Source organism: Janthinobacterium sp. JF4 (genome assembly GCF_059617925.1).
In genome coordinates, this window is the sequence record NZ_JCAQAV010000034.1 from 1 (window position 1) to 25,576 (window position 25,576).

19 protein-coding genes and 1 pseudogene are annotated in these 25,576 nt (G+C 61.8%); 19 read left to right on the forward strand and 1 reads right to left on the reverse strand.

Features of this window, described 5'->3' with window-relative positions; genetic code table 11:
* Nucleotides 1-77 precede the first annotated feature (77 nt).
* Entirely contained in the window at nt 78-629 is a 552-nt protein-coding gene (locus AC54AF_RS20780; protein ID WP_496638043.1) for a hypothetical protein, read from the forward strand.
* Between the two features lie 198 nt (nt 630-827).
* On the opposite strand, the gene gmtX is transcribed toward AC54AF_RS20780, so the two are convergent.
* Nucleotides 828-1,139, reverse strand: a complete 312-nt coding sequence (gene gmtX / locus AC54AF_RS20785) for a gamma-mobile-trio protein GmtX (RefSeq protein ID WP_496638089.1) — start codon at nt 1,137-1,139, stop codon at nt 828-830.
* A gap of 186 nt (nt 1,140-1,325) precedes the next feature.
* Here gmtX and AC54AF_RS20790 point away from each other — a divergent pair, with 186 nt between their 5' ends.
* The 18 genes and pseudogenes from AC54AF_RS20790 to AC54AF_RS20875 all read left to right on the forward strand — a co-directional run bounded on the left by AC54AF_RS20790 (nt 1,326) and on the right by AC54AF_RS20875 (nt 25,531).
* Nucleotides 1,326-1,568, forward strand: a complete 243-nt coding sequence (locus tag AC54AF_RS20790) for a hypothetical protein (RefSeq protein ID WP_496638044.1) — start codon at nt 1,326-1,328, stop codon at nt 1,566-1,568.
* A 174-nt stretch (nt 1,569-1,742) separates the two neighbouring features.
* Nucleotides 1,743-1,958, forward strand: coding sequence for a hypothetical protein (locus AC54AF_RS20795; RefSeq protein WP_496638045.1), 216 nt, complete (start codon nt 1,743-1,745; stop codon nt 1,956-1,958).
* Between the two features lie 18 nt (nt 1,959-1,976).
* The gene (locus AC54AF_RS20800; RefSeq protein WP_496638046.1) at nt 1,977-2,186 is read left to right on the forward strand and encodes a hypothetical protein; all 210 of its coding nucleotides are present in this window, start codon (nt 1,977-1,979) and stop codon (nt 2,184-2,186) included.
* A gap of 11 nt (nt 2,187-2,197) precedes the next feature.
* Entirely contained in the window at nt 2,198-3,001 is an 804-nt protein-coding gene (locus AC54AF_RS20805) for a hypothetical protein (RefSeq protein WP_496638047.1), read from the forward strand.
* Between the two features lie 78 nt (nt 3,002-3,079).
* A complete protein-coding gene (locus AC54AF_RS20810; RefSeq protein WP_496638048.1) occupies nt 3,080-3,565 on the forward strand; it encodes a hypothetical protein in 486 nt (161 codons plus the stop codon).
* Nucleotides 3,566-3,745: 180 nt separating this feature from the next.
* Nucleotides 3,746-4,186, forward strand: coding sequence for a hypothetical protein (locus tag AC54AF_RS20815; RefSeq protein ID WP_496638049.1), 441 nt, complete (start codon nt 3,746-3,748; stop codon nt 4,184-4,186).
* A gap of 92 nt (nt 4,187-4,278) precedes the next feature.
* Nucleotides 4,279-4,623: a hypothetical protein gene (locus AC54AF_RS20820; protein ID WP_496638050.1), complete on the forward strand. Its 345-nt coding sequence runs from the start codon at nt 4,279-4,281 to the stop codon at nt 4,621-4,623.
* Nucleotides 4,624-4,873: 250 nt separating this feature from the next.
* Nucleotides 4,874-5,710: pseudogene (locus AC54AF_RS20825) on the forward strand (MFS transporter); the annotation flags it as partial.
* A gap of 86 nt (nt 5,711-5,796) precedes the next feature.
* Complete coding sequence (locus AC54AF_RS20830; protein ID WP_496638051.1) at nt 5,797-7,014, forward strand: YeeE/YedE family protein; 1,218 nt, start codon at nt 5,797-5,799, stop codon at nt 7,012-7,014.
* Nucleotides 7,015-7,083: 69 nt separating this feature from the next.
* Nucleotides 7,084-8,604 carry a sodium:solute symporter gene (locus AC54AF_RS20835; RefSeq protein WP_496638052.1) on the forward strand — a complete coding sequence of 507 codons (1,521 nt, stop codon included), beginning with the start codon at nt 7,084-7,086 and terminating at the stop codon, nt 8,602-8,604.
* 33 nt (nt 8,605-8,637) lie between these two features.
* Nucleotides 8,638-10,512, forward strand: a complete 1,875-nt coding sequence (gene sppA, locus AC54AF_RS20840; RefSeq protein ID WP_496638053.1) for a signal peptide peptidase SppA — start codon at nt 8,638-8,640, stop codon at nt 10,510-10,512.
* A gap of 75 nt (nt 10,513-10,587) precedes the next feature.
* Nucleotides 10,588-11,127: a GNAT family N-acetyltransferase gene (locus tag AC54AF_RS20845; RefSeq protein WP_496638054.1), complete on the forward strand. Its 540-nt coding sequence runs from the start codon at nt 10,588-10,590 to the stop codon at nt 11,125-11,127.
* A 438-nt stretch (nt 11,128-11,565) separates the two neighbouring features.
* The gene (locus tag AC54AF_RS20850; RefSeq protein WP_496638055.1) at nt 11,566-12,888 is read left to right on the forward strand and encodes an efflux RND transporter periplasmic adaptor subunit; all 1,323 of its coding nucleotides are present in this window, start codon (nt 11,566-11,568) and stop codon (nt 12,886-12,888) included.
* Nucleotides 12,885-16,004, forward strand: coding sequence for an efflux RND transporter permease subunit (locus AC54AF_RS20855; RefSeq protein WP_496638056.1), 3,120 nt, complete (start codon nt 12,885-12,887; stop codon nt 16,002-16,004). Before AC54AF_RS20850 ends, AC54AF_RS20855 begins: the two co-directional genes overlap by 4 nt.
* Complete coding sequence (locus tag AC54AF_RS20860; RefSeq protein ID WP_496638057.1) at nt 16,001-19,255, forward strand: efflux RND transporter permease subunit; 3,255 nt, start codon at nt 16,001-16,003, stop codon at nt 19,253-19,255. The genes AC54AF_RS20855 and AC54AF_RS20860 overlap by 4 nt, the downstream gene beginning before the upstream one ends.
* The gene (locus AC54AF_RS20865; RefSeq protein WP_496638058.1) at nt 19,252-20,682 is read left to right on the forward strand and encodes an efflux transporter outer membrane subunit; all 1,431 of its coding nucleotides are present in this window, start codon (nt 19,252-19,254) and stop codon (nt 20,680-20,682) included. The genes AC54AF_RS20860 and AC54AF_RS20865 overlap by 4 nt, the downstream gene beginning before the upstream one ends.
* 128 nt (nt 20,683-20,810) lie before the next feature.
* Entirely contained in the window at nt 20,811-23,405 is a 2,595-nt protein-coding gene (locus tag AC54AF_RS20870; RefSeq protein ID WP_496638059.1) for a chemotaxis protein CheB, read from the forward strand.
* A complete protein-coding gene (locus tag AC54AF_RS20875) occupies nt 23,402-25,531 on the forward strand; it encodes a PAS domain-containing sensor histidine kinase (RefSeq protein ID WP_496638060.1) in 2,130 nt (709 codons plus the stop codon). Before AC54AF_RS20870 ends, AC54AF_RS20875 begins: the two co-directional genes overlap by 4 nt.
* The last annotated feature ends 45 nt before the right edge of the window (nt 25,532-25,576 follow it).

The following is a 25,576-nucleotide window of genomic DNA, read 5'->3' on the forward strand; positions in this document are numbered from 1 at the left end:
CAAAAGAAACCGGAGCTATTCGTTAAGCGCGTTTATGATCAAACGGGACTGGACACCTAGTGAAGAAATGGGGTGGAATGCCAACAACCATCGCCTTGCGCCATCGTGATAAATTTTTGGATAGTGTCAGCAAGCAGCGATATCACGCTGCGATTACAGCTAAGTTGGGTATTATCATTCCAACTGTGGAAGAGGAGTCGGCAGATTACGACAAAGCAGACGATATCTACATGGGGGCAACCAAGCGACTCCGCGAACTCACCCGTTCCAACAAGCAACTTCTACTGAAAGAAAACATTGCCTATGGATTTCACCGCAATATGCTGGCGATGAAGCCCGTCGGCATCTTGTCGTGCCTCTTGGGTATTCTCTACGGATTGTTGATTGCGAAGGTCTTGCATGTAGCGCCTCCGCATTTTTCCCCAGTCAATTTTGCCGATCCCGGCCTCGCTGCTGGCTTGACGCTACTTGTTTCGGTTGCGCTACTTGCTGCCTGGCTGCTGTATTTTGATCAGGGAGCGGTTAGGCGGATGGGATTCGTATATGCGGAACGTTTATTTGAGTGCTTGCCATCGTTGTCTTCTTCAATTCAACGAAAAAAAACGTCAAAATCGACGGCTACGGACTGATCCACTATTCAATCTGAATCGCCACGAATTCACTAGACACTGCTGAACTGCTCACAAGCTATGGTTGGACAGCTGTTGCAAGCGGTAGATAAAAATTGCTTTCGGGTGCTGCTTTAATCGGATAATGCAATCGCCTTGCGCACCTTCGAGTATCTCCCATTTTGCTGATGGCAGTGGTCGAAATAAGGAAGTGATGGCTCAGTCACCCAGTACCTTGCGGATCGCGCGCGCAAATCCGATATCGAAGAGTGTCCGTCCTCGGTCGTTCAGGATGTCACCATGGCTCCCTTCTCGCCACCCTTGATGCTCCAAAAATTCTGGCGAAATAGCTTTCTGGAGTGCCGTTCGTTCCGATGCCGTCAGTTGTGCATTCATCACTAATACCGTCAAGGGGGCCGTACCCGGCTTTGTTACTACTGAAGCGCCTAGAGGGCGTCGGTCTACAATGACGTGGCTATTGGATTTTAGGGTATTGAGTTGTGCCTTAAGCTTGTCTCGTTCGGCGATAATATTGTGTCAAACTTTTTATTGCAAGATATCGATATCGTTTAAAATCTGATTTGTTTGTGTCAAACTTTTTTCTAAAGTCGTTTTTACGGATTTTTCGTAAATCATTGATTTGTATAGGCTACTTGTGTCAAACTTTTTTATGTGTTGACACCTAGCTTAGCTGCGCTCGTCGCGGCGTTGGGTGGGATGATCGCCCACGGATTGAACGTGACGCGAGATCGAGCCAGTAAAAGGCGAGAGCTAATCACCGCATATCTATTGGACGCTTACCGGCGACTGGAGGCGGCGGAAAATCGAGAAGACAAGACGGAAGAGCAAGCTGTGGCGTTCGAATCGGCCATCGCAGATATTCAGTTGTTAGGCTCACCTGCCGAGGTGGAAGCTATTTCCAAATGGCTCGATTCGCATAAAGAGAAAAGTATCGACTAGGTATTGAAATACCTACGCGACGAACTCAGGAAAGAGTTGGGCCTAGCACCGCTCAAATCGTCTCCAAAATTTTTTAGATTTACCAGAGAGTACGGTGGCGGCGATTGGCAAGGCAACCCCGTTCCACGCACAGCCCGAGTACGCGCTGGTCGCGACAATTCACCAAGGAATATTATGCACATTTTTGACAAATTCACTGCCTATGCCCAGAACGGAACCAAGTACCTCGTAATCCAGGAGCGGCAGCCCCACGCGACGTTCGCGCTGCCGGATGGCTACGTCGACACCTTCTCACTAGAGGCGACCGGTGAAGTGCTAGAGCGTCATCCCGATAGCGTCGAATTATTCCTTATCAAGAGTACCGATACATTAATCGCGGACATACGCTAAGTAAGCGATGAAAGGTCAATGTTAACGAATATCTCTCTGACCACCAAAGAGCAACAGGCGCCACTGGACAAGCAAGTTCAGGATTGGAAGAAGGAGCTTGCGTACTTGGCATCGCAGATTGCATTTGCGACCGGCAAAAACTGCGCTGTGGTGCTGCTCCAATCGGCCGATGACGGCCTGCGGGTGATGCCGGGCTACAAAATCGAGCTTCTCAATCCACACCATTGATATCGGAAAACATGGCTTTCATAAAAGATTTCGAACAAGAACTTCCGATTGTGTTTAGTCCAGAGCTGAAGCAGGCTTGCGGCGACTACCGGTATTATGTGGAGCATATTCTCAAACCTGCTTCGCATGATTTGGAAATAAAAGTACGCGCGAACACGGTTGCTGTCCACGAAGCTTATGGCGCGAATCTTATATGTGCACATAGCGTCGATTACCTATTAGCTGTGAGAAAAGCTGGTGGTATACCGGGAGGCAGGAAAGACTTGATCGTCAAATTTGACGAGAATTTTGCGGTTTCTGGAGCCTACATCCGCAACCGGAAAATGCAATTGATAGACGCCATAAATAACGGCTTGAAGCACATCCAATTGCATCCTGATCGGTACAAAGACGTTCTCACACAATATGGTCAGATTTCCGCACGGAGCCTAGCCCCGCACGACGGGCGTGTTTTCTGTCACCTTTCAGAGTACCGCTTTGATTACTGCCGTGTAGTACTTTTGCCAGGACTCAAGGCATTGTCAAGATGGACGTTAGATTCTGATGAGGATGTCTTGGATTTCGCAAAAGGGGACGATTTGGTTATCGATGACTACGATCACTATGATGCGAGTGATCCGTCTACCGCTATCGATCGGATGATTGAGTTATGCAACTCTGTCTGTGCGAACTGCGAGGAGTCACCTGACGATTGCGAATGCGCTCACTACGTATTTGCTGGAGATCACGGGAAGTACGAGCCACTACATGCGTTCTCTCCTGGTGAGATGGACGAGCTAATGACCCTAATATCTCCTTCTTTTAGCAAATCATAGGAAAGTTCCCGCGCCACCTGGCGCACCGTGTTGGCCGGAAGCCAACAAATTGAAAGGCCGCCTCGTAGCGGATATATGATGACACAAGCACTGCGATACTCGACGCGATCAGCAAATACTGGCGATAAACTGGCGTGTCTCCTCTCAACCATAGCTGACTCTAACGTCGAACAGGTAATGTTGTTTGCCACTCCAAGAGAGGCTACTTCGGATTACAGCAATTCAGATGCTGCAGAAGCCAATTTGCCGGAAGTAGCGGCACTTGCAATTGGAACTTTCGCCGGCGCTAAAGTGGCCGTTGTCTTCGATGGTGCATTTTTATCCGCCGCTCGCTATCCAAGGTATTCGGAAGTGAGAGAGCTTCTAGATGCAGCGGTCGCTTCCGAAAAGGTGTATTTTACTGAGCGTCGAGCACCTTTCACATCACAAAAAAACAACATCGACGCGTTAGCGACTCTTCATAGCTTGGGTCCATTTGAAAAGCTCACGACGACATCGCGATCGCGGTATTTCTCGCTACTCTCGAATGTGTCAGAGGCTGAGATCCAACTCCAAAATAGGTAAACCGCCTCGAAGTAGCACTCACCGCCGCGCATGACGACATAGTGCTATGAGAAGGCCATGCATCGCGGCGTTGGCCAAGTGAGTGAGAATCCGGTACGAATTATGTAGCGAGAGCTGTGACGGAAGGAACGGCCAGAATGGTGGCGGAACACTGAAACGCTTTATCCACTGATAGAGGCTGTGCTGACTTACGTCGAGCCGTTCAAGCCGCACGCCGCACAGTTGGCCGACATCGCTCAATCGCGCATCGCAGTATCGCTGCACAGCGTCCACGAGAACGAACGGCAGATACCGTTCGAGCACTTCGATCTGCCCGGCATCGGCGACGTATTACTGATAGACCGGGGCTACCTTGCCGCCGGCTGGTCGCTTTGCTCAACAAACCCCACATCGGCTTTTGCATGCGCGTCGAGAAGGCTAGCAACACCAGCTTCGCTTGGGTGCGCGACTTCCTGCGTTCGGGCCTGCAAGAACAAATTGTTGCCTTCGTTGCTGCTGTGCTTCGGCACTGCTGCCGAACTGCTGCGCAAGGCCATGGCGCTCACTGCTAGACAGACCTTCTTCAACAAACCGGGACTGTCCAAACCAAGAAAAATCAGCCAAAACCGTATAAACCGATGACACAAAAATCATGCTAAAGTATTTTTTTATGCTAGGTGGATTGGGGCTTGATACACTATGCTAAAGTGCTGCGAGTGCGATCCGAATACTGAATGCAACAGAACTCGATAGTACTGCGAATAATAGCCATCGAACAATATCCGAGAAGCAGGTTAAACATCACTGAGCGCTTGACTAAAAGGACTTATGTGAGAGTCACAATTTATCTTGCTAACGATATACTTGTTGCGGAACGCGAAGACGGCCTTCGCTTATCGCATGCTGACGCCGTTGAATTAGCTGATTTGCTTTGGGAAAAAAATGTGACTTCGTCAGAAGTTTTCATGACCGACTGGCATGAGGACGCGGAACGTGCTCCTTTGTCTGGCCAGAAGGTGGTCATTTATCAACGTCTACGCCTGCATGAGCAGTCGTTAGAGCAACGATCTACTAATTAACCTATGGCAGTCTGGACTTCAGACTCAGACTCAGACTCAGCCTTACAGCAGCGACTAAATTGAAACTCTCTGATGCGGGCTCGCCGCCAGCGCTCTAGATCATCGGGCAAGGCGTGCGAACGTACCCATCGAAGACACCAGAGCTGGCCCATTTCTTACTTAGATAGTCGAGTATGCTAAAAAGTATTGTCTACTTATGTAAGTGATTGATCTTGAACAATTAGTATATTCTTTGGGGATGGGACTCAGAGCCAGCGCGATTGCCATCATGTTTACGGGCTTGACCGTGGCCCTGGTGACGGGCGTGCCGCTGGGCACCTTCATTGGCCAGCATTTCGGCTGGCGCGAAACCTTCCTCGCCGTCTCGGCGCTGGGTCTCGTGGCGTTCATCGGCAGTCTGCTGTACGTGCCGTCGACCATCAAGCACAGCAAACCTGCTTCCTTGCTGCAGCAAGTGCAGGTGCTGGGCCAGCCGCGCCTGCTGCTGGTGTACGCGATGACGGCCGTCGGCTATGGCGGCTCCTTCATCGCCTTTACGTATCTGGCGCCGATTTTGCAGCAGGTGTCCGGCTTCAGCGCCGGCGCCGTGGGCGCGGTGATGCTCGTGTATGGCGTGTCCGTGGCGTTCGGCAATATCTGGGGCGGCAAGCTGGCCGACAAGAAAGGTCCTGTCAGCGCCCTGAAATTGATTTTCCTGCTGCTGGCGTTTGTTTTGCTGCTGTTGACCTTCACGGCGCCGCATCCCGTGCTCGTCGTCATCACCGTGCTGCTGTGGGGCGCCGTGGCCTTCGGTAATGTAGCCGGTTTGCAAGTGTATGTCGTGCAGCAGGCGGAACACTTCACGCCCCGCGCCGTCGACGTGGCGTCGGGCCTGAATATCGCCGCCTTCAATCTGGGCATCGCCGGCGGCGCCTGGGGCGGCGGCCTGATCGTCGAGCACCTGGGCCTCGTGCATACGGGCTGGATCGGTGCGCTGGTCGTGCTGGGCGCGTTCGGTTTGACGGTGCTGAGTGGACGTCTGGATCGCTTGAATCCGATTCCCGTACGGGCGGGCGGTGAAAAGTCGATTCATGCGGTGGGGCACTAAGCTAGCCTGGTCTGCCAGTAAGTTTCTGGCAGAAAACACCAAAACGGGCGAGAATAGGGCTTACCTTCCTTTTGCCCATACTCCCCATGTCCGATACAGCAATGTCACCGCTGCGCCTGCGCGCCGCCATCAATCCGAAACCGCTGGGCGTCGCGCTAGTGCTCATCGTGCTCGGCGCGTGGTACCTGGCGCAAACGGTCGGCATCAACCAGGCCGCGCTGTATGTGGTGGGCGCCTTGCTCGGCATCACCCTGTATCACGCGGCCTTCGGCTTTACGTCGGCCTGGCGCGTCTTCATCGCCGATGGCCGCGGCGACGGCTTGCGCGCGCAAATGCTGATGCTGGCCGTCGGCGTGGCGCTGTTCTTTCCCGCGCTGTCGGCCGGGACCCTGTTCGGCACGCCCGTCGCGGGCCTGGTTGCTCCCGCCGGCACCTCCGTCATCTTTGGCGCCTTCATCTTCGGCATCGGCATGCAGCTGGGCGGCGGTTGCGCTTCCGGCACCCTGTATACGGTCGGTGGCGGCAGCACGCGCATGCTCATCACCCTGGCCGCCTTCATCGTCGGCTCCGTGATCGGCACGGCGCACATGTCGTTCTGGACGGCGCTGCCGCAGCTCAAGCCGATTTCCCTCGTCACAAGCCTGGGCCTGGTACCCGCGCTGGCGCTGAACTGGATCGTTTTTGCATTGATCGCCGGCATCACGGTTTTCGTTGAAAAGCGCCGCCATGGCAAGCTCGTCGCCACGCCGCTGCGCCCGGTGCAAGCGTCGCCGTGGCTGCATGGCCCGTGGCCGCTGGTGGCGGGCGCCGTTGCCCTCGTCGTGCTGAACTTCGCCACCCTGGCGCTGTCGGGCAAGCCGTGGGGCGTGACGTCCGCGTTCGCCCTGTGGGGCGCGAAAGCCGCGTCCGTGATCGGCATCGATACGGCCAGCTGGGCTTACTGGTCGACCAAGGCCAACGCGACCGCCCTGGCCGCGCCGCTGATGCAAGACAAGACGTCCGTGATGGACATCGGCATCGTGCTGGGCGCCATGCTGGCAGCGGCGCTGGCCGGCCGCTATGCGCCCGTGTGGCGCATCCCGCGGCGCTCGATCATTGCCGCCGTGGTGGGCGGCCTGCTGCTCGGCTACGGCGCGCGCCTGGCCTACGGCTGCAATATCGGCGCTTACTTCAGCGGCATTATCTCTGGCAGCCTGCACGGCTGGCTGTGGCTGGTGTGCGCCTTCCTCGGCAACGTCGTCGGCACGCGCTTGCGTCCGTGGTTCGGCCTCGAAGTGGAGCGCGTGAAACCGAGCGGCTGCTGATACCGGCTTGCATGGGAAGCGCCAAACCAGTGTATATTGCCGCCCACCTTACTCAACGCCGTATCGCTCATGTCCCCCCTCACCCTGTTTGCCGTCGTCCTCGCGTATTTCCTGATCTTGCTGGGCGTGGCCTGGCGCACCTCGCGCCACGCCACCAACGACAGTTTTTTCATCGGCAACAAGGACAGCAACTGGATGCTGGTGGCCTTTGGCATGGTGGGCACGACGCTCACGGGCGTGACCTTCATCAGCGTGCCCGGCGCCGTTGGCAGCAACGGCTTCGGCTACATCCAGCTGATGCTCGGCTATGTGCTCGGCTACCTGGCCATCACCTTCATCCTGCTGCCGCTGTACTACCGGCTGCAGCTCACGTCGATTTACCGCTACCTGGAGCTGCGCCTGGGCCGGCGTTCCTACCAGAGCGGGGCGGCGTTTTTCATCGTCTCGCGCCTGCTGGGCGCCACGGCGCGGCTGTATCTGGTGGTCAATATCCTGCAAGCCACCATTCTCGACAGCCTGGGCGTGCCATTCTGGCTGACGTCGTGCGTCGTGCTGCTGCTGATCCTGCTCTATACGTACGAGGGTGGCGTCAAGACCATCGTCTGGACCGATACCCTGCAAACGGCGTGCATGCTGGCGGGCCTCGTCATTTGCAGCGTATTTTTGCTGCGCGCAATGGACCTGTCCCTCATCGACAGCCTCGAGCGCATGCGCGCGCAAGGCCTCACGCGCATCTTCACCGTCGACCCTGACAGTCCTGCCTATGTGTGGAAACACATTCTCGCCGGCATGTTCATCACGATTGCCATGACGGGCATGGACCAGGAGATGATGCAAAAGAATATCTCCGTGCGGACCTTGCGCGATTCGCAAAAGAATATGCTCAGCCTGACCGTGGTGCTGACCGGCGTGCTGCTGCTGTTCCTCTTTCTCGGCGGCTTGCTGCACCTGTATGCGCCGCTGGCGGGCGTGACGGCGACGGGAGACAAGCTGTTTCCCGCCGTGGTGCTCGGGCATTTCCCTGCCGTGGTGCAGCTGATTTTCTTCATCGCCCTCATTTCCGCCCTGTTTCCCAGCGTGGACGGGGCGCTCACTGCCTTGACATCCACCTTCTGCATCGACATCCTGGGCGTGCAGCGACGGCAGGACTTGAGCCCGGCGGTGCAGATGCGCTGGCGCCGCCGTGTCCACCTGGGCTTTGCGGCACTGTTTTTGATCCTGATCATGGCCTTCAAGTGGATTGACAGTCCCAGCATGATCATCGTGATCCTGAAGCTGGCCAGCTATACCTATGGTCCGTTGCTGGGTCTGTTTGCCTTCGGCCTGCTGAGCCGGCGCGGCGTGCGCGACCGCTGGGTGCCGCTGGTGGCCGTGGCCGGGCCATTGCTGTGCGCGCTGATCGAGCAGGAGCAAACGCGGCTGTTCGAGCATTACCGCATCGGCCTGGAATTGCTGATCCTGAATGGCGCCCTGGTGCTGGGGGGGCTGTTCCTCATTTCCACGCCGGTAGGGCGGGGCGCCCAGGGCGCGCAATACTTGTCAAAACAAGACGAATCCCAAGACGATCGCGGCCATTTTCAGCTATATTGAGTTCCTTTCGGTACATAACCCCACGGAGCATCAATGTCACTCAACCCCTTCCCGCCGCTGCGCCGCGGCTTTGGCGCATTCTGGCGCGCGCTGGACGCCACCCGCCGCGCGGTCATCAATCTGATTTTCCTGCTGATCGTCATCGCCATCCTGATCGCCATCTTTGGCGGCGGCGCCAAGCCCCTGGCGGAAAAGACCACGCTGGTGCTGGACTTGCAAGGCCCGCTGGTCGAGGAAACCCCGGGCGGCGTGCGCGAGGCCGTGCTGGCCAATGTCAGCGGCGAAGTCAAGAAAAGCGTGCAGCTGCGCGACGTGCTGGCAGTGCTCGACACGGCGGCCAAGGACAAGCACATCGGCTCCATGGTGATCCTGCTCGACGAGTTGCAGGGCGGCGGCCTCGCTTCGCTGCGCGAAGTGGCGGCAGGCGTGGAACGCTTCCGCGCCACGGGCAAGAAGGTCACGGCCTGGGGTTCGAGCTACAACCAGCGCCAGTACCTGGTGGCGGCCAAGGCCGACGAAGTATTCGTGCATCCGATGGGCGGCGTCATGCTGGAAGGCTTTGGCCGCTACCGCAATTACTACCGCGATGCGCTCGACAAGGTAGGCGTGACGGTCAACCTGCTGAAAGTGGGCACCTACAAGAGCGCAGCCGAGCCTTTCATCGCCAACGGCCCGTCCGAAGCGGCGGCCGAAGCGGACCGCTACCTGAACAGCGGCCTGTGGACCACCTACACGACGGACGTGGAAAAGGCGCGCAAGCTGCCGGCCGGCGCCATCATGCAGTCGATCGACAACCTGCCCGCCATGATGACGGCGGCAGGCGGCGACCTGGGCAAGCTGTCGCTGGACGCCAAACTGGTCGACGGCCTGAAAACGCGCGATGAACTGCGCCAGTTCATGATGGCGCGCGGCGCCAAGAATACGGAAGGCACCAATTTCCGCCAGGTCAATTACACAGACTACCTGGCGCGTCTGCGCCCCGTGCACATCGGCGACGCCGTCGGCGTGGTCATTGCCTCGGGCGAGATCGGCGACGGCATCGCGCCACCGGGCGCCATCGGCGGCCTGTCCACCTCGCGCCTGATCCGCCAGGCACGCGAAGACAAATCGATCAAGGCCATCGTGCTGCGCGTCGATTCGCCGGGCGGCAGCGCCTTCGGCTCGGAACTGATCCGCCGCGAACTGGAACTGACGCGCGCCGCCGGCAAACCCGTGGTCGTCTCGATGGGCAACGTGGCCGCTTCGGGCGGCTACTGGATCAGCACCTCGGCCGATGAAGTGATCGCCGACGCGGCCACCATCACCGGTTCCATCGGCGTGTTCGCGATTCTGCCGACGGCCGACAAGGTGGTGGAAAAGCTGGGCATCCACACGGCCGGCTCGCCGACCACCTGGCTGGCCGACGCGGGCAACCCATTGCGCCCGCTCGACCCCCGCTTCGCGCAAGTGATCCAGGGCTCGATCAACCACGTGTATGGCGACTTCCTGAATCTGGCCGCCAAGGCGCGCAAGACGACGCCGGAAAAGATCAATGAAGTGGCGCAGGGGCGCGTCTGGACGGGTTTGCAGGCGAAAGAGCGCAACCTGGTCGACCGCATCGGCAGCTATGGCGATGCGCTGGCCTCGGCGGCCAAGCGCGCCAAGCTGGGCGGCGACTACCGCGTGACGTACCTGGAGCAGGAAACGTCGAACGTGGACCGCCTGATCGGCATGTTCGGCGCCAAGGCCATGGCCTCGCTGGGACTGGGCGAGCACGTGAAGCTGGGCCTGGCCACGACCGGCTTGCCGGCCGGCGCGGCGCTGGGCATGGCGCAGGACCTCTCCTGGCTGTCGGGCATCACGCGCGAGCACAAACCGTTCATGGCCCTCACGCACTGCCTGTGCGAGGTGCCTTTGGGCGGCAAGTAACACCTACATCAACAGCATACCCAGGCCGGCTACGCCCGGCTTGTTTTCCTTGAGGAGCAGAATATGGCAAGTGACATGAGTACACACATTGACACGGCGATCACGATCCGCCCTTGCGCCAAGGGCGATGAAGCGGCGCTGGCGCTGGTGGGGCAATCGACTTTTCTCGAGACCTTCGCCGGCATCCTCGATGGCGCCGACGTCATCGCCCATTGCCAGCGCCAGCACGACGTGCAGCTGTACCGCGACTGGCTGGCCCTGCCGGCCATGCGGCTGTGGCTGGCCGAGGCCACGCCCGGTGGCGCCCCCGTCGGCTACCTGGTGCTCAGTCCCGCCAGCCTGCCGGTGGACAACCCGCAGCCGAATGACCTGGAAATCAAGCGCATCTACCTGCTGCACCGCTTCCAGGGCCAGCGCGTGGGCCAGCGCCTGATGCAGGCGGCGCTGAGCCAGGCGCGCGCCAGCGGAGCGGGCAGGGTGCTGCTGGGCGTGTACGCGGAAAACCACGACGCGCTGGCGTTCTATGCGCGCTGCGGCTTTGCGCAGGTGGGCCGGCGCACCTTCCGCGTGGGCTGCACCGATTACCAGGATGTCATCCTTGGCATGACGCTGTAAATCCAGGTAAAGAATCGCCGCCGTTTCTCCTCCGGAAACGGCTGTGCCGGCCCCTGTCAAGGAGGCTGGCAGAAATTTTGTAGCGAGTTTGTATCGCCTTGCCAGCCGTCCGTCCAACCCTATGGCGGCGGTGCCTGGCCCCGCAAGCCTGATTTTTCCACCGTTCCCCCCGCAGTGGCGGCATGCCTGCCGGTCCGCCTGATCCTTCGATGCCTGCCTGACTGTGTGTAATTGTTTCAAGTCGAAATGAAACAGTTACATGACTATGCTAGAGTCGTTTCACGATGGGAGCGCGGCTTTTTCAGCTGATTTTCAGCTCTTGACTCCCGACGCTTTGTAGCTCATTCAACCCCGAAAAACGGTCGTCCGGCCTGAGTGTGTCCCACCTCGGCTGGCGCCACAGACTCGCCGTGCCAGCGGCGTATACAAGGATAAGCGATGGATTCGCAGACAGCACCCAATACCCCACGGCGCAGCCGCAGCTCGAAAATCGTCGGCAGTGTCATCGCCCTGGCAGTGATGGCCGCGCTGGGCGGCGGTGCCTGGTATTTGACGCATACGGGCGTCAGCGCGCAGCCTGGCGCCGGTGGCCCAGGCGGGCCAGGCGGCCCCGGTGGACGCCGCGGCGGCCCCTCGACCACCGTTGGCGTGGCCACGGCCGTGAAGTCCGACTTGCCCGTCGTGCTCGACGCGCTGGGCACGGTGACGGCGGCGTCCACCGTGACGGTGCGCCCGCAAGTGTCGGGTATTTTGAAAGAGCTGAAATTCAAGGAAGGCGGCATGGTCAAGGCGGGCCAGGTGGTGGCGCAGATCGACCCGGCGCAGTTCGAGATGGCGCTGATGCAGGCCACGGGCCAGCGCCAGCGCGATGAAGCGCAGCTGGAAAACGCGCGCCTGACCCTGAAACGCTATCAAACCTTGCTGGGCCAGGATTCCATCGCGCGCCAGGAGGTCGACACGCAGGCTGCATTAGTAAAACAGCTGGAAGGGACCGTCATGACGGACCGCGCGGCCGAAGGCACGGCCAAACTGAACCTGGGCTACACCAGGGTGGTGTCGCCGATCAGCGGGCGCGCGGGCCTGAAAGTGGTCGACATCGGCAACCTGGTGAGCACCAGCGATACGGGCGGCGTGGTGGTGGTGACGCAGCTCTCGCCCATCGACGTGGAATTCTCCGTGCCGCAAGACAAGGTGCAAACCATCCAGGAACGCCTGAACGCTGGTTCGCCCGTGGCGGCACTGGCGCTGGACCGCACGCGCACGCATACGCTCGACAAGGGCAGCCTGAGCGCGCTCGATAACCAGGTCGACGTGCAGACGGGCACCGTGCGCGCCAAGGCCCGCTACACGAATGACAAGATGGCTTTGTTCCCCAGCCAGTTCGTCAACGTGCGTCTGGAACTGGGCAATATCACGGGCGCCGTGCTGGTGCCCGTCACGGCCCTGCGGCACAGTAACAACGGCGACTTCGTGTATGTGCTGAAAGCGGATAAAACCGTCACCGTGCGCATGGTCACGCGCGGCCAGGCCACCACCGACATGGTGGAAATCCGCGCCGGCCTGGAAGCGGGAGAGCAAGTCATCACGGAAGGCGCCGACCGCCTGAAGGAAGGCGCGAAAGTCACGCTGCCGGGAGACAAGCCGGCTGCGGGAGCCGCCAATGGCGAACGCCGCCAGCGCCGCCAGCAGGCTGACGGCGCGGCCAGCGTACCTGCCGCATCGGCGCCGGCCAGCGCGCCAGCGAAGGGCGCAGCGCAATGAGTCCATCGACGCCCTTCATCCAGCGCCCCGTCGCCACGGCGCTGCTGATGCTGGCCATCGTGCTGGCGGGGCTGGTCGGCTTCAAGTTCCTGCCGCTGGCCGCCTTGCCGCAGGTGGACTTCCCCACGATCCAGGTGCAGACGCTGTACCCGGGCGCCAGTCCGGAAGTGATGGGACAGACCGTGACGGCGCCGCTGGAGCGCCAGTTCGGGCAGATGTCGGGCTTACAGCGCATGAGCTCCACCAGCGCGGCCGGCGTCTCCATCATCACCTTGCAGTTCACGCTGGGCCAGACCCTGGACGTGGCCGAGCAGGAAGTGCAGGCGGCCATCAACGCGGGCGGCTCCCTGCTGCCGACCGACTTGCCGGCGCCGCCCGTCTACGCGAAGATCAACCCGGCCGACGCGCCCGTGCTGACCCTGGCCATCACGTCCGACACGATGCCACTGACGCAGGTGCAGAACATCGTCAACACGCGTTTGGCGCTGAAGATCAGCCAGGTCAATGGCGTCGGCCTCGTCTCGCTGTCGGGCGGCCAGCGTCCGGCCGTGCGCATCCAGGGCGACACCAGGCTGCTGGCCTCGTACGGCCTGGGCCTCGACAGCCTGCGCACGGCCATCGCGGCGGCCAACGTCAACAGCGCCAAGGGCAGTTTCGACGGTCCCACGCGTTCGTTCACCATCAACGCCAACGACCAGCTGGTCACGGCGGAAGACTACAAGCGCCTGATCATCACGTATAAAAATGGCGCGCCCGTGCGCCTGCTTGATGTGGCGAATGTGATCGACAGCGCGGAAAACACGCGCCTGGGCGCCTGGTCGGGCAAGCAGCCGGCCATCATCCTGAACGTGCAGCGCCAGCCCGGCGCCAACGTCATCAAGACGGTCGACGCCATCAAGGCCCTGCTGCCGGACTTGCAGGCCAGCCTGCCGGCGGCCATGAAGCTCGACGTGCTGAGTGACCGCACCACGGGCATCCGCGCCTCGGTTGAACACGTGGAAATGGAACTGCTGTTGTCCGTGCTGCTGGTGGTGCTGGTGATCTTCGCCTTTTTGCACAGCATGCGCGCCACGGTGATCGCCAGCCTGTCCGTGCCGATCTCACTGATCGGCGCCTGCGGCGTCATGTATTTGCTCGGCTACAGCCTGAACAACCTGTCCCTGATGGCGCTGACCATCGCCACCGGCTTTGTCGTCGATGACGCCATCGTCATGATCGAAAACATCGCCCGCTACATCGAGGAGGGCGAAACGCCGATGGCCGCCGCCCTGAAGGGCGCGTCGCAGATCGGCTTTACCATCATCTCGCTGACGGTCTCCTTGATCGCCGTGCTGATTCCCCTGCTGTTCATGGGCGACGTGGTGGGCCGCTTGTTCCGTGAATTTGCCATGACCCTGGCCATCACGATTCTGATTTCCGCCGTGGTGTCCTTGACGCTGGTGCCGATGATGTCGGCGCGCTGGCTGAAAAGCCGTGCCGATGAAAAGGTCAGCGCCACGGGCCAGCGCATCCAGGCCTTCCTCGACCGCGTCATCGTGCAGTACGACCATGCATTGGTCTGGGTGCTGAAACGCCAGGGATTGACCCTGCTGGTGGCCCTGGCCACCTTGCTGCTGACCGTCGTCCTGTATATCACCATCCCGAAAGGCCTGTTCCCCACGCAGGACACGGGGCAGCTGAAGGCGCGTATCGAAACCTCGCAAGCCGTCTCGTACGAACGCATGGCCACCTTGCAGCAGGCGGCCGCCAGCGCGCTGCTGGAAGACCCCGCTGTCGATACCCTCAGTTCCCTCGTCGGCGTCGATGCGGCCAACAACACCATGCTGCACACGGGCAGCATGCTGATCAACCTGAAGCGCCCGCGCAGCGGCAGCCAGGACGAGATCATGGAGCGCCTGCGCAACCGCGTGGCCAAGGTGGCCGGCGTGACCCTGTATCTGCAGCCGACGCAGGATCTGACCATCGATGCGGAATCGGGACCGACGCAGTACCGTGTCTCGCTCGAAGGGGCCGACACGGCCACCGTCACCGAGTGGGCCGGCAAGCTGGCCGCGCGCATGCGTGAAAAGTCGCAGCTGCGCAACGTCGTCACGGATGCGGGCGCCACGGGCGCCGCCGTCACCGTGGCCATCGACCGCGACAGCGCCGCGCGCATGTCGGTGACCACGGCCACCGTCGACGACGCGTTATATAACGCCTTCGGCCAGCGCATCATCTCGACCATTTTCACGGAAACCAACCAGTACCGCGTCATTCTCGAAGCGCAACCGGGCATCGTCACCACGCCGGCCGACCTGTCGGAACTGCAGGTGCGCACGGGTTCCGGCAAGTCGACGCCGCTGTCCGCCTTTGCCAGCGTCAGCGAAAAACAGGCGCCGCTGCAAATCACGCACGTGGCGCAATACCCGGCCACGACCCTCGGCTTCGATACGACGCAGGGCGTGGCCCTGGGCAGCGCCGTCGACGCCATCCGCCAGGCGGCGCAGGACATCGCCTTGCCGCCATCGGTGACATTGACCTTCCTCGGCGCGGCCGGCGCGTATGAAAATTCGCTGTCGAACCAGCTGTGGCTGATCCTGGCCGCCGTCGTCTGCGTGTACATCGTGCTGGGCGTGCTGTACGAAAGCTACATCCATCCGCTGACGATTCTGTCGACCCTGCCGTCGGCCGGCGTGGGCGCCTTGCTGGCGCTGATGATCTCCGGGCAGGACCTGGGCGTGATCGGCATCATCGGCATCATCCTCTTGATCGGCATCGTCAAGAAGAACGCCATCATGATGATCGACTTTGCCATCGAGGCCGAGCGCGATGAAGGAAAAAGCCCGCAGGAAGCCATCCACCAGGCGGCGCTGCTGCGCTTCCGTCCTATCCTGATGACGACCCTGGCAGCCCTGTTCGCGGCCGTGCCGCTGATGCTGGGCTGGGGCGAGGGCGCCGAGTTGCGCCGTCCGCTGGGCCTGGCCATCTTCGGCGGCCTGATCGTCAGCCAGGTGCTGACCTTGTTTACCACGCCTGTCATCTACCTGGGCTTCGACCGCCTTGGCCAGCGCTTCGCGTCGAAAACGCGGGGCGTGAGCCTGGACAAGCCGGCCGATAACGCGGGGAGCGCCGCGTGAACCTGTCAGAACCATTCGTCAAGCGGCCCATCGCCACCGTGCTGCTGACTCTCGGCATCGCGCTGGCGGGCGTCGGCGCCTTCTTCGTGCTGCCCGTCTCGCCGCTGCCGCAGGTCGATTATCCGACCATCTCCGTCAGCGCCAGCCTGCCCGGCGCCAGCCCAGCGACCATGGCCACCTCGGTGGCCACGCCGCTGGAGCGGCGCCTGGGCGTGATCTCGGGCGTGAACGAGATGACGTCGTCGTCGGGCACGGGCTCGACGCGCATCAACCTGCAGTTCGACCTGAACCGCAAGATCGATTCGGCCGCGCGCGAAGTGCAGGCCGCCATTGCCGCCTCGCGCGTGGACTTGCCGGCCACCCTGCGCAGCAACCCCACCTACCGCAAGGCCAATCCGTCCGACGCGCCCGTGATCATCCTGGCGCTGACGTCAAAAACGCGCACGCCGGGCCAGATCTACGACGCCGTGTCGAACCTGGTGCAGCAAAAGGTGGCGCAAGTCAAAGGCGTGGGCGACGTGGAACTGGGCGGCGGCTCGCTGCCGGCCGTGCGCGTGGAACTGCTGCCATATCAGCTCAGTCACTATGCCGTGTCGATGGAAGACGTGCGCGCAGCCATCCAGGCCAGCAACGCCAACCGGCCGAAAGGGGCGATTTCCGGCGACGCGCGCAGCCTGCAGATCTATTCGGGCGCGACGACGGCCTCGGGCGGACGCAGCGCCGCCGATTATCGCGGCCTGGTGGTGGCCTGGCGCGACGGCGCCGCCATCCGCCTCGACGACGTGGCCGAAGTTGTCGACGGCGTGGAGAACAACAATACTCTGGGCCTGTTCAATGGCGACCCTGCCGTCATCGTGCTGATCACGCGTCAGCCGGGCGCCAACGTCATCGCCACGGTGGACGGCGTGCGCGCGCTGCTGCCGCAACTGCAGGCGCAGCTGCCGGACGACATCCGGCTGCAGGTGGCGTCCGACAGCACCAATTCCATCCGCTCCTCGCTGCACGAGATCGAGTTCACGCTGATATTGTCCATCGTGCTGGTCGTGCTGGTGGTCAGCGCTTTTTTGCGCAGCGTGCGCGCCACCATCATCCCCGCCGTGGCCACCATCGTTTCCTTGCTGGGCACCTTCGGCGTCATGTACATGCTGGGTTTTTCCCTGAACAACCTGTCGCTGATGGCGCTGACGGTGGCCACCGGCTTTGTCGTCGACGACGCCATCGTGGTGCTGGAAAACACGCAGCGCCACATCGAGGCGGGCATGGACCGCTTCAAGGCGGCCCTGCTGGGCGCGCGCGAAGTGGGCTTTACCGTGCTGTCGATCAGCCTGTCGCTGGTGGCCGTCTTCATCCCGCTGCTGTTCATGGGCGGCCAGGTGGGGCGCTTGTTCCGCGAATTTGCCGTGACCTTGTCGGCCGCCGTGCTGATTTCGCTGGTCATTTCCTTGACCACCACGCCGATGATGTGCGCCTGGCTGCTGAAAAGCGGCGCGCAGCACAAGCGGCCGGGCCTTGTCGCGCGCTGGTTCGAGCGGGGCTTCGAGCGCATGCTGAAAGTGTATGAGCATTGCCTGGACTGGGCCCTGTCCAGCGCCGCGCTGGTGATGACCATCCTCGTGTTCGTCGTCGGCCTGAACGTGTATCTGTTTGCAGCCGCGCCCAAGGGCTTCTTCCCGCAGCAGGACACGGGCCAGATCAGTGGCGGCATGCGCGCCGACCAGAGCATCTCGTTCCAGGCCATGCAGAGTAAATTGCGCCAGCTGGTCGACATCATCAAGGACGATCCGGCCGTCGCCACCGTCGTCGGTTTCACGGGCGGCGGCAGGGCAGGGGGCGGCTTCATGTTCATCGACTTGAAGCCCGCGTCGCAGCGCACCGACAAGGGCCAGGCCGTGATCGCGCGGCTGCGCCCGCAACTGGCCAAGGTGACGGGCATTTCGCTGTTCCTCAACCCCGTGCAGGATTTGCGCATGGGCGGGCGTGCCAGCAATTCCACGTACCAGTACACCCTGATCAGCGACAACCAGGCGGACCTGAAAAAATGGGCGGCCAAGCTGGCCGACCAGATGAAGCTGCAGCCGGCCCTGATCGACGTGGACACGGACCAAGCGGAAAATGGCGTGGAAACCTTTGTGTCAATCGACAAGGACCGCGCCACGCAGCTGGGCGTGCAGGTCAAGGATATCGACAATGCGCTGTACAACAGCTTCGGCCAGCGCCAGGTGGCGACCATCTACGATGAGCTGAACCAGTACCACGTGATCATGGAGGTGGCGCCCCGCTATGCGCAAAGCCCGGAAGCGCTGCGCTCCGTGTACGTGCCGGCGTCGAATGCGGCCGCCGTCGCGGCCACCGGCACGACGGCCAGCACCAGTACCGCCACGGCCAGCACCAGCGTGGTGTCGGCGTCGAACACGACGGCCGCGCGCGATCCGTCCAGCGGCACGGCATTGAGTACCACCCTGGCGACGATGGTGCCGCTGTCGTCGTTCAGCAGCTTTGCCGAAAGCGCGACGGCCACCTCCATCAACCACCAGGGCGGCGAACTGGCCACCACCGTGTCGTTCAACCTGGCCGACGGCTATCCGCTCAGCGAGGGCCAGGCGGCCGTGGCCCAGGCGGAGTCGGAAATCGGCATGCCGGTGAACGTGCGCGGCAGCTTCCAGGGTTCGGCCAAGAGCGCGCAGGACAGCAACAAGGAGCAGCCGCTGTTGATCCTGGCGGCCATCGTGGTGATCTACATCGTGCTGGGCATCCTGTACGAAAGCCTGATCCACCCGATCACCGTGCTGTCGACCTTGCCGTCGGCGGGCGTGGGCGCCGTGCTGGCATTGCTGCTGTTTCGCATGGAATTTTCCATCATCGCCCTGATCGGCGTGTTCCTGTTGATCGGTATCGTCAAGAAAAATGCTATATTGATCATCGACTTCGCGCTGGAGGCCGAGCGTTCGCGCGGACTGACAGCCGTGGACGCGGTGCGCGAGGCATGTTTGCTGCGTTTCCGCCCCATTCTGATGACCACCCTGGCGGCGGCGCTTGGCGCCTTGCCGCTGGCGATCGGTTTCGGCGAGGGGTCAGAGCTACGCCAGCCCTTGGGGGTCGCCATCATCGGCGGCCTGATTGCCAGCCAGTTACTCACATTGCTGACCACCCCGGTGGTCTACATCCTGCTCGACAAGCTGCGCACGCGCAGCGCCGACGAGCAGCAATTGAGCCGCATTCCTGGGCCAGATAACCCGAGCACACAATCATGAAGCAAGTAAAACCTATCCCGTCCGCCGTCCCCGCACGCCATTTGCCGGCACTGGCAGCGGCCACCGCTTTCCTGCTGCTGGCCGGCTGCGCCGTCAGTCCGACGTATGAAACGCCAACGGCCGCCGCGCCGCACGCATTCAAGGAGGCTGCCGGCTGGCAGCCTGCCGTACCGGCCGACACCCTGGAACGGGGCCCCTGGTGGACCCTGTTCGGCGACGCGCAGCTGAACCAGCTGGCCGAAGGCATCGACATATCGAACCAGAACGTGGCCGCCGCCATCGCTTCCTACGAGCAGGCGCGCGCGCTGGTGCGCGAACAGCGCGCTTCGCTGTTCCCCAGCGTGAACCTGACGGGCAGCGGCGCCCGTTCGGGCGGTGGCGGCGAGCAGCAGACGAACAACAACTTCAAGGCCGCCATCGGCGCATCGTGGGAACCGGATATCTGGGGCCGCCTGCGCGCCGGCGTGACGGGGGCGGACGCCAGCGCAGCCGCCAGTGCGGCGGACCTGGCCGCGGCGCGCCTGTCGGCGCAGGGCGAGCTGGCCACCAATTATTTTTCACTGCGCCAGAGCGATGCGCAGATCGCGCTGCTGAACGCCACCATCGATGGCTACAAGCGCGTGCTCGACATCACCAGCAACCGCTTCAATGCCGGCATCGCCGCCAAGTCCGACCTGCTGCAGGCGCAGACGCAGCTGGCCAATGCGCAGATCGACCTGTCGGGCCAGACGCGCGCGCGCGCCCAGCTCGAACACGCGATCGCCATCCTGCTGGGCAAGGCGCCGTCCGACTTCAGCCTGGCCGTGGCGCCGTGGACCCTGACCGTGCCGGACGTGCCGCTGGGCGTGCCGTCGACCCTGCTGCAGCGCCGTCCCGACATCGCCGCCGCCGAGCGTAGAGTCGCCGTGGCCAACGAGCAGATCGGCATCGCCCGCTCGGCCTACTATCCCAGCCTGAACCTGACAGGATCGTACGGCTCCGGCGCCAGCCGTGTGGGCGACCTGTTCAACGCCTCGTCGAGCCTGTGGTCGCTGGGCGTGTCGGCCGCGCAAACCCTGTTCAACGCGGGCGCCACCACGGCCAGCGTGGACGCGGCCAAGGCGGGCCACGAGGCGGCCGTGGCGCGCTACCGCCAGACGGTGCTGTCTGCCTTTGGCGCCGTGGAAGACCAGTTGTCGGCCACGCGCGCGCTGGCCGAGCAGCTGGCCTTGCGCCAGCAGGCGTCGTCCGCCGCCGACCAGGTCGAGCAGCAGATGCTGAACCGCTACAACGCGGGCCAGGTCGGCTACACGGACGTGGTGACGGCGCAAGTGACGGCACTGTCGGCGCGCCGTTCGCTGGTGCAGGCGCAGGCGGACCGCCAGACGACGGCCGTGGCCCTGATCCAGTCGCTGGGCGGCGGCTGGCAGGTGCCGCAGACGCAGTAGAGGGCAGGCTGGCGCAGGGGAAAACTCCTGCGCCAAATTCGCGTTTTCCCGCGCGCCTTGAGTGCTAGAATGCAAGATTATCCATCCGCCAGCCTGGCGCACGTGCCGCGGCTGCATTCTTGCCGACGATGACACGCAGCAAACACAGCAAAGCTCCAGCGCATGAGGTGGCCGCCATCGATTTTCCCGTGGTGGCCATCGGCGCGTCGGCCGGTGGTCTCGACCCGATTGTGGCTTTCCTGACCCATGTGCCAGTGGAAAGCGGCATCGCCTATGTGGTGATCCAGCACCTTGATCCCACGCAAAAAGCCCTGCTGCCGGAACTGCTGCAACGGGCCACCAGCATTCCCGTCACGGAAATCACGCACCAGACGGCATTGCAGCCGAACCACATCTATGTGATTCCATCGAATGCCGACCTGGGCCTGTCGAAGGGGCGTTTCCTGCTCAGCGAACCGCTGCAGCTGCGCGGACACCGCCTGCCCATCAATACTTTCTTCGAAAGTCTGGCGGCCGAGCTGGGCGAACTGGCCGTGGGCGTGGTCTTGTCCGGCATGGGCAGCGACGGCACGCGCGGCTTGCAGGCCATCAAGCAGGCGGGCGGCCTGACCCTGGCCCAGCACCCCGATACGGCCAAGTTCGACATGATGCCGCAAAGCGCCATCGCCGCCGAGGCGGTGGACCTCGTCGATTTTCCCGACAAGATGCCGGAAAAGATCGTCAGCTACCTGTTTCGCAGCAGCTTCCTGGCGTTGCCAGGCAAGGAGCCGAGCGGACGCAATGCGTTGCAGGAAATTATCGCCTTGCTGTCTGAACATACGGGCAACAGTTTTTCAGACTACAAGATCAATACGGTGCTGCGCCGCATCGAGCGCCGCATGAGCTTGTACCAGATGACGTCGATGGAAGAGTACATTCCCTATCTGCGCAACAATCCTGCGGAAATCGACCTGCTGTTCAAGGAATTGCTGATCGGCGTGACGAATTTTTTCCGCGACCCGAAAGTGTGGGAATACCTGAAGACGGTGGTCTTGCCGCAAATGCTGGCGACCCACCCGGACGGGCGCGCCTTCAAGGCATGGATACCGGCCTGTTCCACAGGAGAGGAAGCCTATTCGCTGGCCATGGTGTTCCATGAAGTGGTGGCCAGCAGCAACCCGCCGTCGAAATACAGCCTGCAGATCTTTGCCACCGACCTGTCGGCCGACGCCATCGACCGCGCGCGCCAGGGCCGTTTTCCGGCAACGATCAGCAGCGAGGTGTCGACCGAGCGCCTGGAACGGTTTTTCTTGCAGGACAAGAACGATTACCTGGTCAGGAAAGAGATCCGCAACATGATCATCTTTGCCCAGCAAAACATCATTTCGGACCCGCCCTTCACCAAGCTCGATATCCTGTGCTGCCGCAACCTGTTGATCTACCTCAATGCCAAGCTGCAACAGCGTTTGATTCCCCTGTTTCACTACGCCTTGAACCGCGATGGCATTTTGCTGTTGGGCAGCGCCGACACGCCGGCACATTTTTCCGATCTGTTTTCGCCCCTGACGACATCCACCAGGCTGTACCGCCGCCTTGACAACCTGGCGCGCCAGCGCTTGCTGACATACTTTCCCACGAAGGTGTCGTCGGCCGCGCCTCCTACCCCCAGCGACACGAGAGAAGTCAGCATGCCCGCCAAAATCCAATCCCATGTCGAGCAATTATTGCTCCAGAAATATTCGCCTGCGGCCGTGCTGCTGAACCAGGATGGGGATATCCTGTACATCAACGGCCGCACGGGTACCTTTCTGGAACCGGCTGCCGGCAAGGCCAACTGGAATATTCACGCGATGGCGCGCGAGGGTTTGCGCTACGAGCTGGCGGGCCTGATCACGCAGGCGCAGCAGAGCGACAGCGTGGTACGCCTGACAGGCCTGGTGCTCAAGGATCACGCGGGACAGGCGCAAGGCGTGGACTTGACGGCGGAAGCCTTGCGTCAGCCCGAAGCGCTGAGCGGCATGGTCTTCGTCACGTTTGCCAGCACGCCGCTGGCGGCTGCGCCGCGCCGGGGCCGCTCGTCGAGTCCCAGGATGCTGGAGCTGGAGCAGCAGCTGATCCAGGCGCGCAATGAAATCCAGGCCGTGCGCGACGAAATGCAGACCTCGCGCGAAGAGCTCAAATCGGCCAACGAGGAGTTGCAGTCGACCAATGAAGAGTTGCAATCGGCGAATGAAGAACTGACCACGTCGAAGGAGGAAATGCAGTCGCTCAATGAGGAGTTGTACACCGTCAATGCGGAGCTGCAATCGAAGGTCGATGATTTGTCGCTGGTCAACAGCGACATGAAAAATCTGCTCAATAGTACCGATATCGCCACCATTTTCCTCGACAGCGAGCTGCGCATTCGCCGCTTCACGGCGCCGGCCACGCAAATCTACAAGCTGATCCAGACGGACTTGCGCCGCCCGCTCAGCGACATCGTCAACGACCTGGCCTACCCGAACCTGGAAGCGGACGCACTGGAAGTGATCCGCAGCCTGGTGTTTTGCGAGCGGCAGGTGCAGACCAAGAACGGGCGCTGGTACAACGTGCGCATCATGCCTTACCGCACGGTGGAAAATGTGATCGACGGCGTGGTGGTGACCTTCATCAACATTACAGAATCGAAACTGCTGGAAGCCCAGCTGCGCCAGATCCAGTCCGGCGCCGTGGCAGACGGGAAAGCAGGAGAGAGCGCGTCATGAACGAACCATTCGACGAGGAGAGCGGGCTGGCCAGGTTGCGAGAGCAGGCCGAGCAATTGGCGGCGCAGCAGCGCCAGCCCGTAGCGCCGCCGCAGTCGAATGAAGACATGATGCGCCAGCTGCATGAGCTGCAGGTCAGCCAGATCGAGCTGGAAATGCAGAGCGTGGCCCTGGCCGAGCTGGAGCGGCTGAAGAATGAATTTGAAAGCAGCCGCGACCGTTATGCGCAGCTGTATGAACAGGCGCCCGTCAGCTATTTTTCGCTGGCGCGCGAAGGCGTCATCACGCGCGTCAACGTGGCGGCCTGCGGCTTGTTGCAGCGCGACAAGAACCAGCTGCTGGGGCGGCGTTTCGAGCAATTCGTCGCCGCCCAGGCGCAGGGCAGCTTCCGCCGTTTCCTCGATGCCGTCTTTGCCAGCGGCGCGCGCCAGGTGCTTGAAGCGCAACTGTTCGAAGGCGAAGCGGGCGGCATGGGCGGCATGGTGCGCATCGAGGCCAATTTCGATGCAGACAGCGCCACGGCGCGCATGGTGGTGACGGACCTGGGCGACGAGCATGCGCGCGAATCGGCCTTGCGGCGCGCCTTCGTCATCCTCGACAGCATACGCGAAGGCGTGCTGGTGACGGACAGCGGCAACCGCATCATTTCCGTCAATCCCGCCTTCACCACCATCACCGGTTACCAGGCGGAGGAAGCCATCGGACGCGATCCGTCCTTCCTCGGCGGCGGCACGCATTTGCCGCATTTCTATGAGGCCATGTGGCGCAGCTTGCACCAGGATGGCAGCTGGTACGGTGAACTGGTGAACCGGCGCAAGAATGGCGAGCGTTTCGTCGAGTCGCTGTCGATCACGCCCATGCGCAGTCCGGATGGCGCGATCAGCCATTTTGTCGGCGTGTTTTCCGACATCACGGAGCGCAAGCTGGCCGAGGCGGACTTGCGCGAACTGCACCGCGAGCTGGATCAGCGGGTCATCGACCGCACGGCCGAATTGCTGCGCGCCAACCAGCATCTGCAGCTGGAAGTGCACCAGCGCGAGCGGGCGCAGGAAGCCTTGCGCGATGCCGAGCGGTTCTTTCATGCCACTATCGATTCCTTGACGGACCGGGTGCTGGTGCTGGACCGGGCGGGCCGCGTCGTGCATGCGAACCAGGCATGCCTGGCCTTCGTCGGGCATACGCCACGGCCGTTGCACTACCTGGAATTTTGCGAGACGGACCCGCGCTGGCAGCGTAGCGCCGGACGCGAGCTGGCCGCCGGCATCCGTGCCGTCATCGGCGGCAATGCGGACACGTTTGCGCTCGAGTATGAGTTTGCCACGCGCTCAGGCCCGCGCTGGTCGCAGGCCAGGATCAGCCGTTTCCTCGGCGAAGGGCCGCTGCGCGTGGTGGTGGCGCACACGGACATTACCGAACGCAAGCTGATGGATGGCGCCCTGCGCCAGTCGCATGCGCAGCTGCGCCAGCTGGCGCTGCACCTGGAAACGGCCAAGGAAGACGAGCGCAAGCGCATTTCGCGCGATATCCACGATGAACTGGGGCAAAACCTGCTGGCCTTGCGCATCGATATCTCCATGCTCAGCGCCCGTACCGAGGGTTCCCATCCGCGCCTGCACCGCCGGGTCGGCGCCGTGCTCAGCAATGTCGACACTACCATCAAGAGCGTGCGCGGCATCATGAACGAGTTGCGTCCGATGGCACTGGATCTGGGCTTGCAAGCGGCCATCGAGTGGCAGGTGGGCGACTTCCGCAAGCGCAGCGGCGTCGCTTGCCAGCTGCTGATCCGCGACGAGGCCCTGTTTGCCGCCATTGGCAGCCAGGCCGAGATCGTGCTGTTCCGCATCGTGCAGGAAGCGCTCAGCAACGTCCTGCGGCACGCCCAGGCCAGCCAGGTCGAGATCGAACTCAGTTCGGATGCCTGCGCCGTGTATGTGGCCATCAGCGACAACGGCATCGGCATCACGCCGCAGCAGCAGCGCAAGAAGCAGTGCTTTGGCCTGATCGGCATCGCCGAGCGGGTGACGGCGCTGGGCGGGCACTTCGAGGTGGGCCTGCCGGCATCGGGCGCCGGTTGCCGGCTGACCCTGCAGATTCCCTTGCAGGGGGCAGGGCGGCCGGCCGCCTGATACAGAAATTGCAAAGGGTTAATTTTTGCCGACTCATGCCGCCTG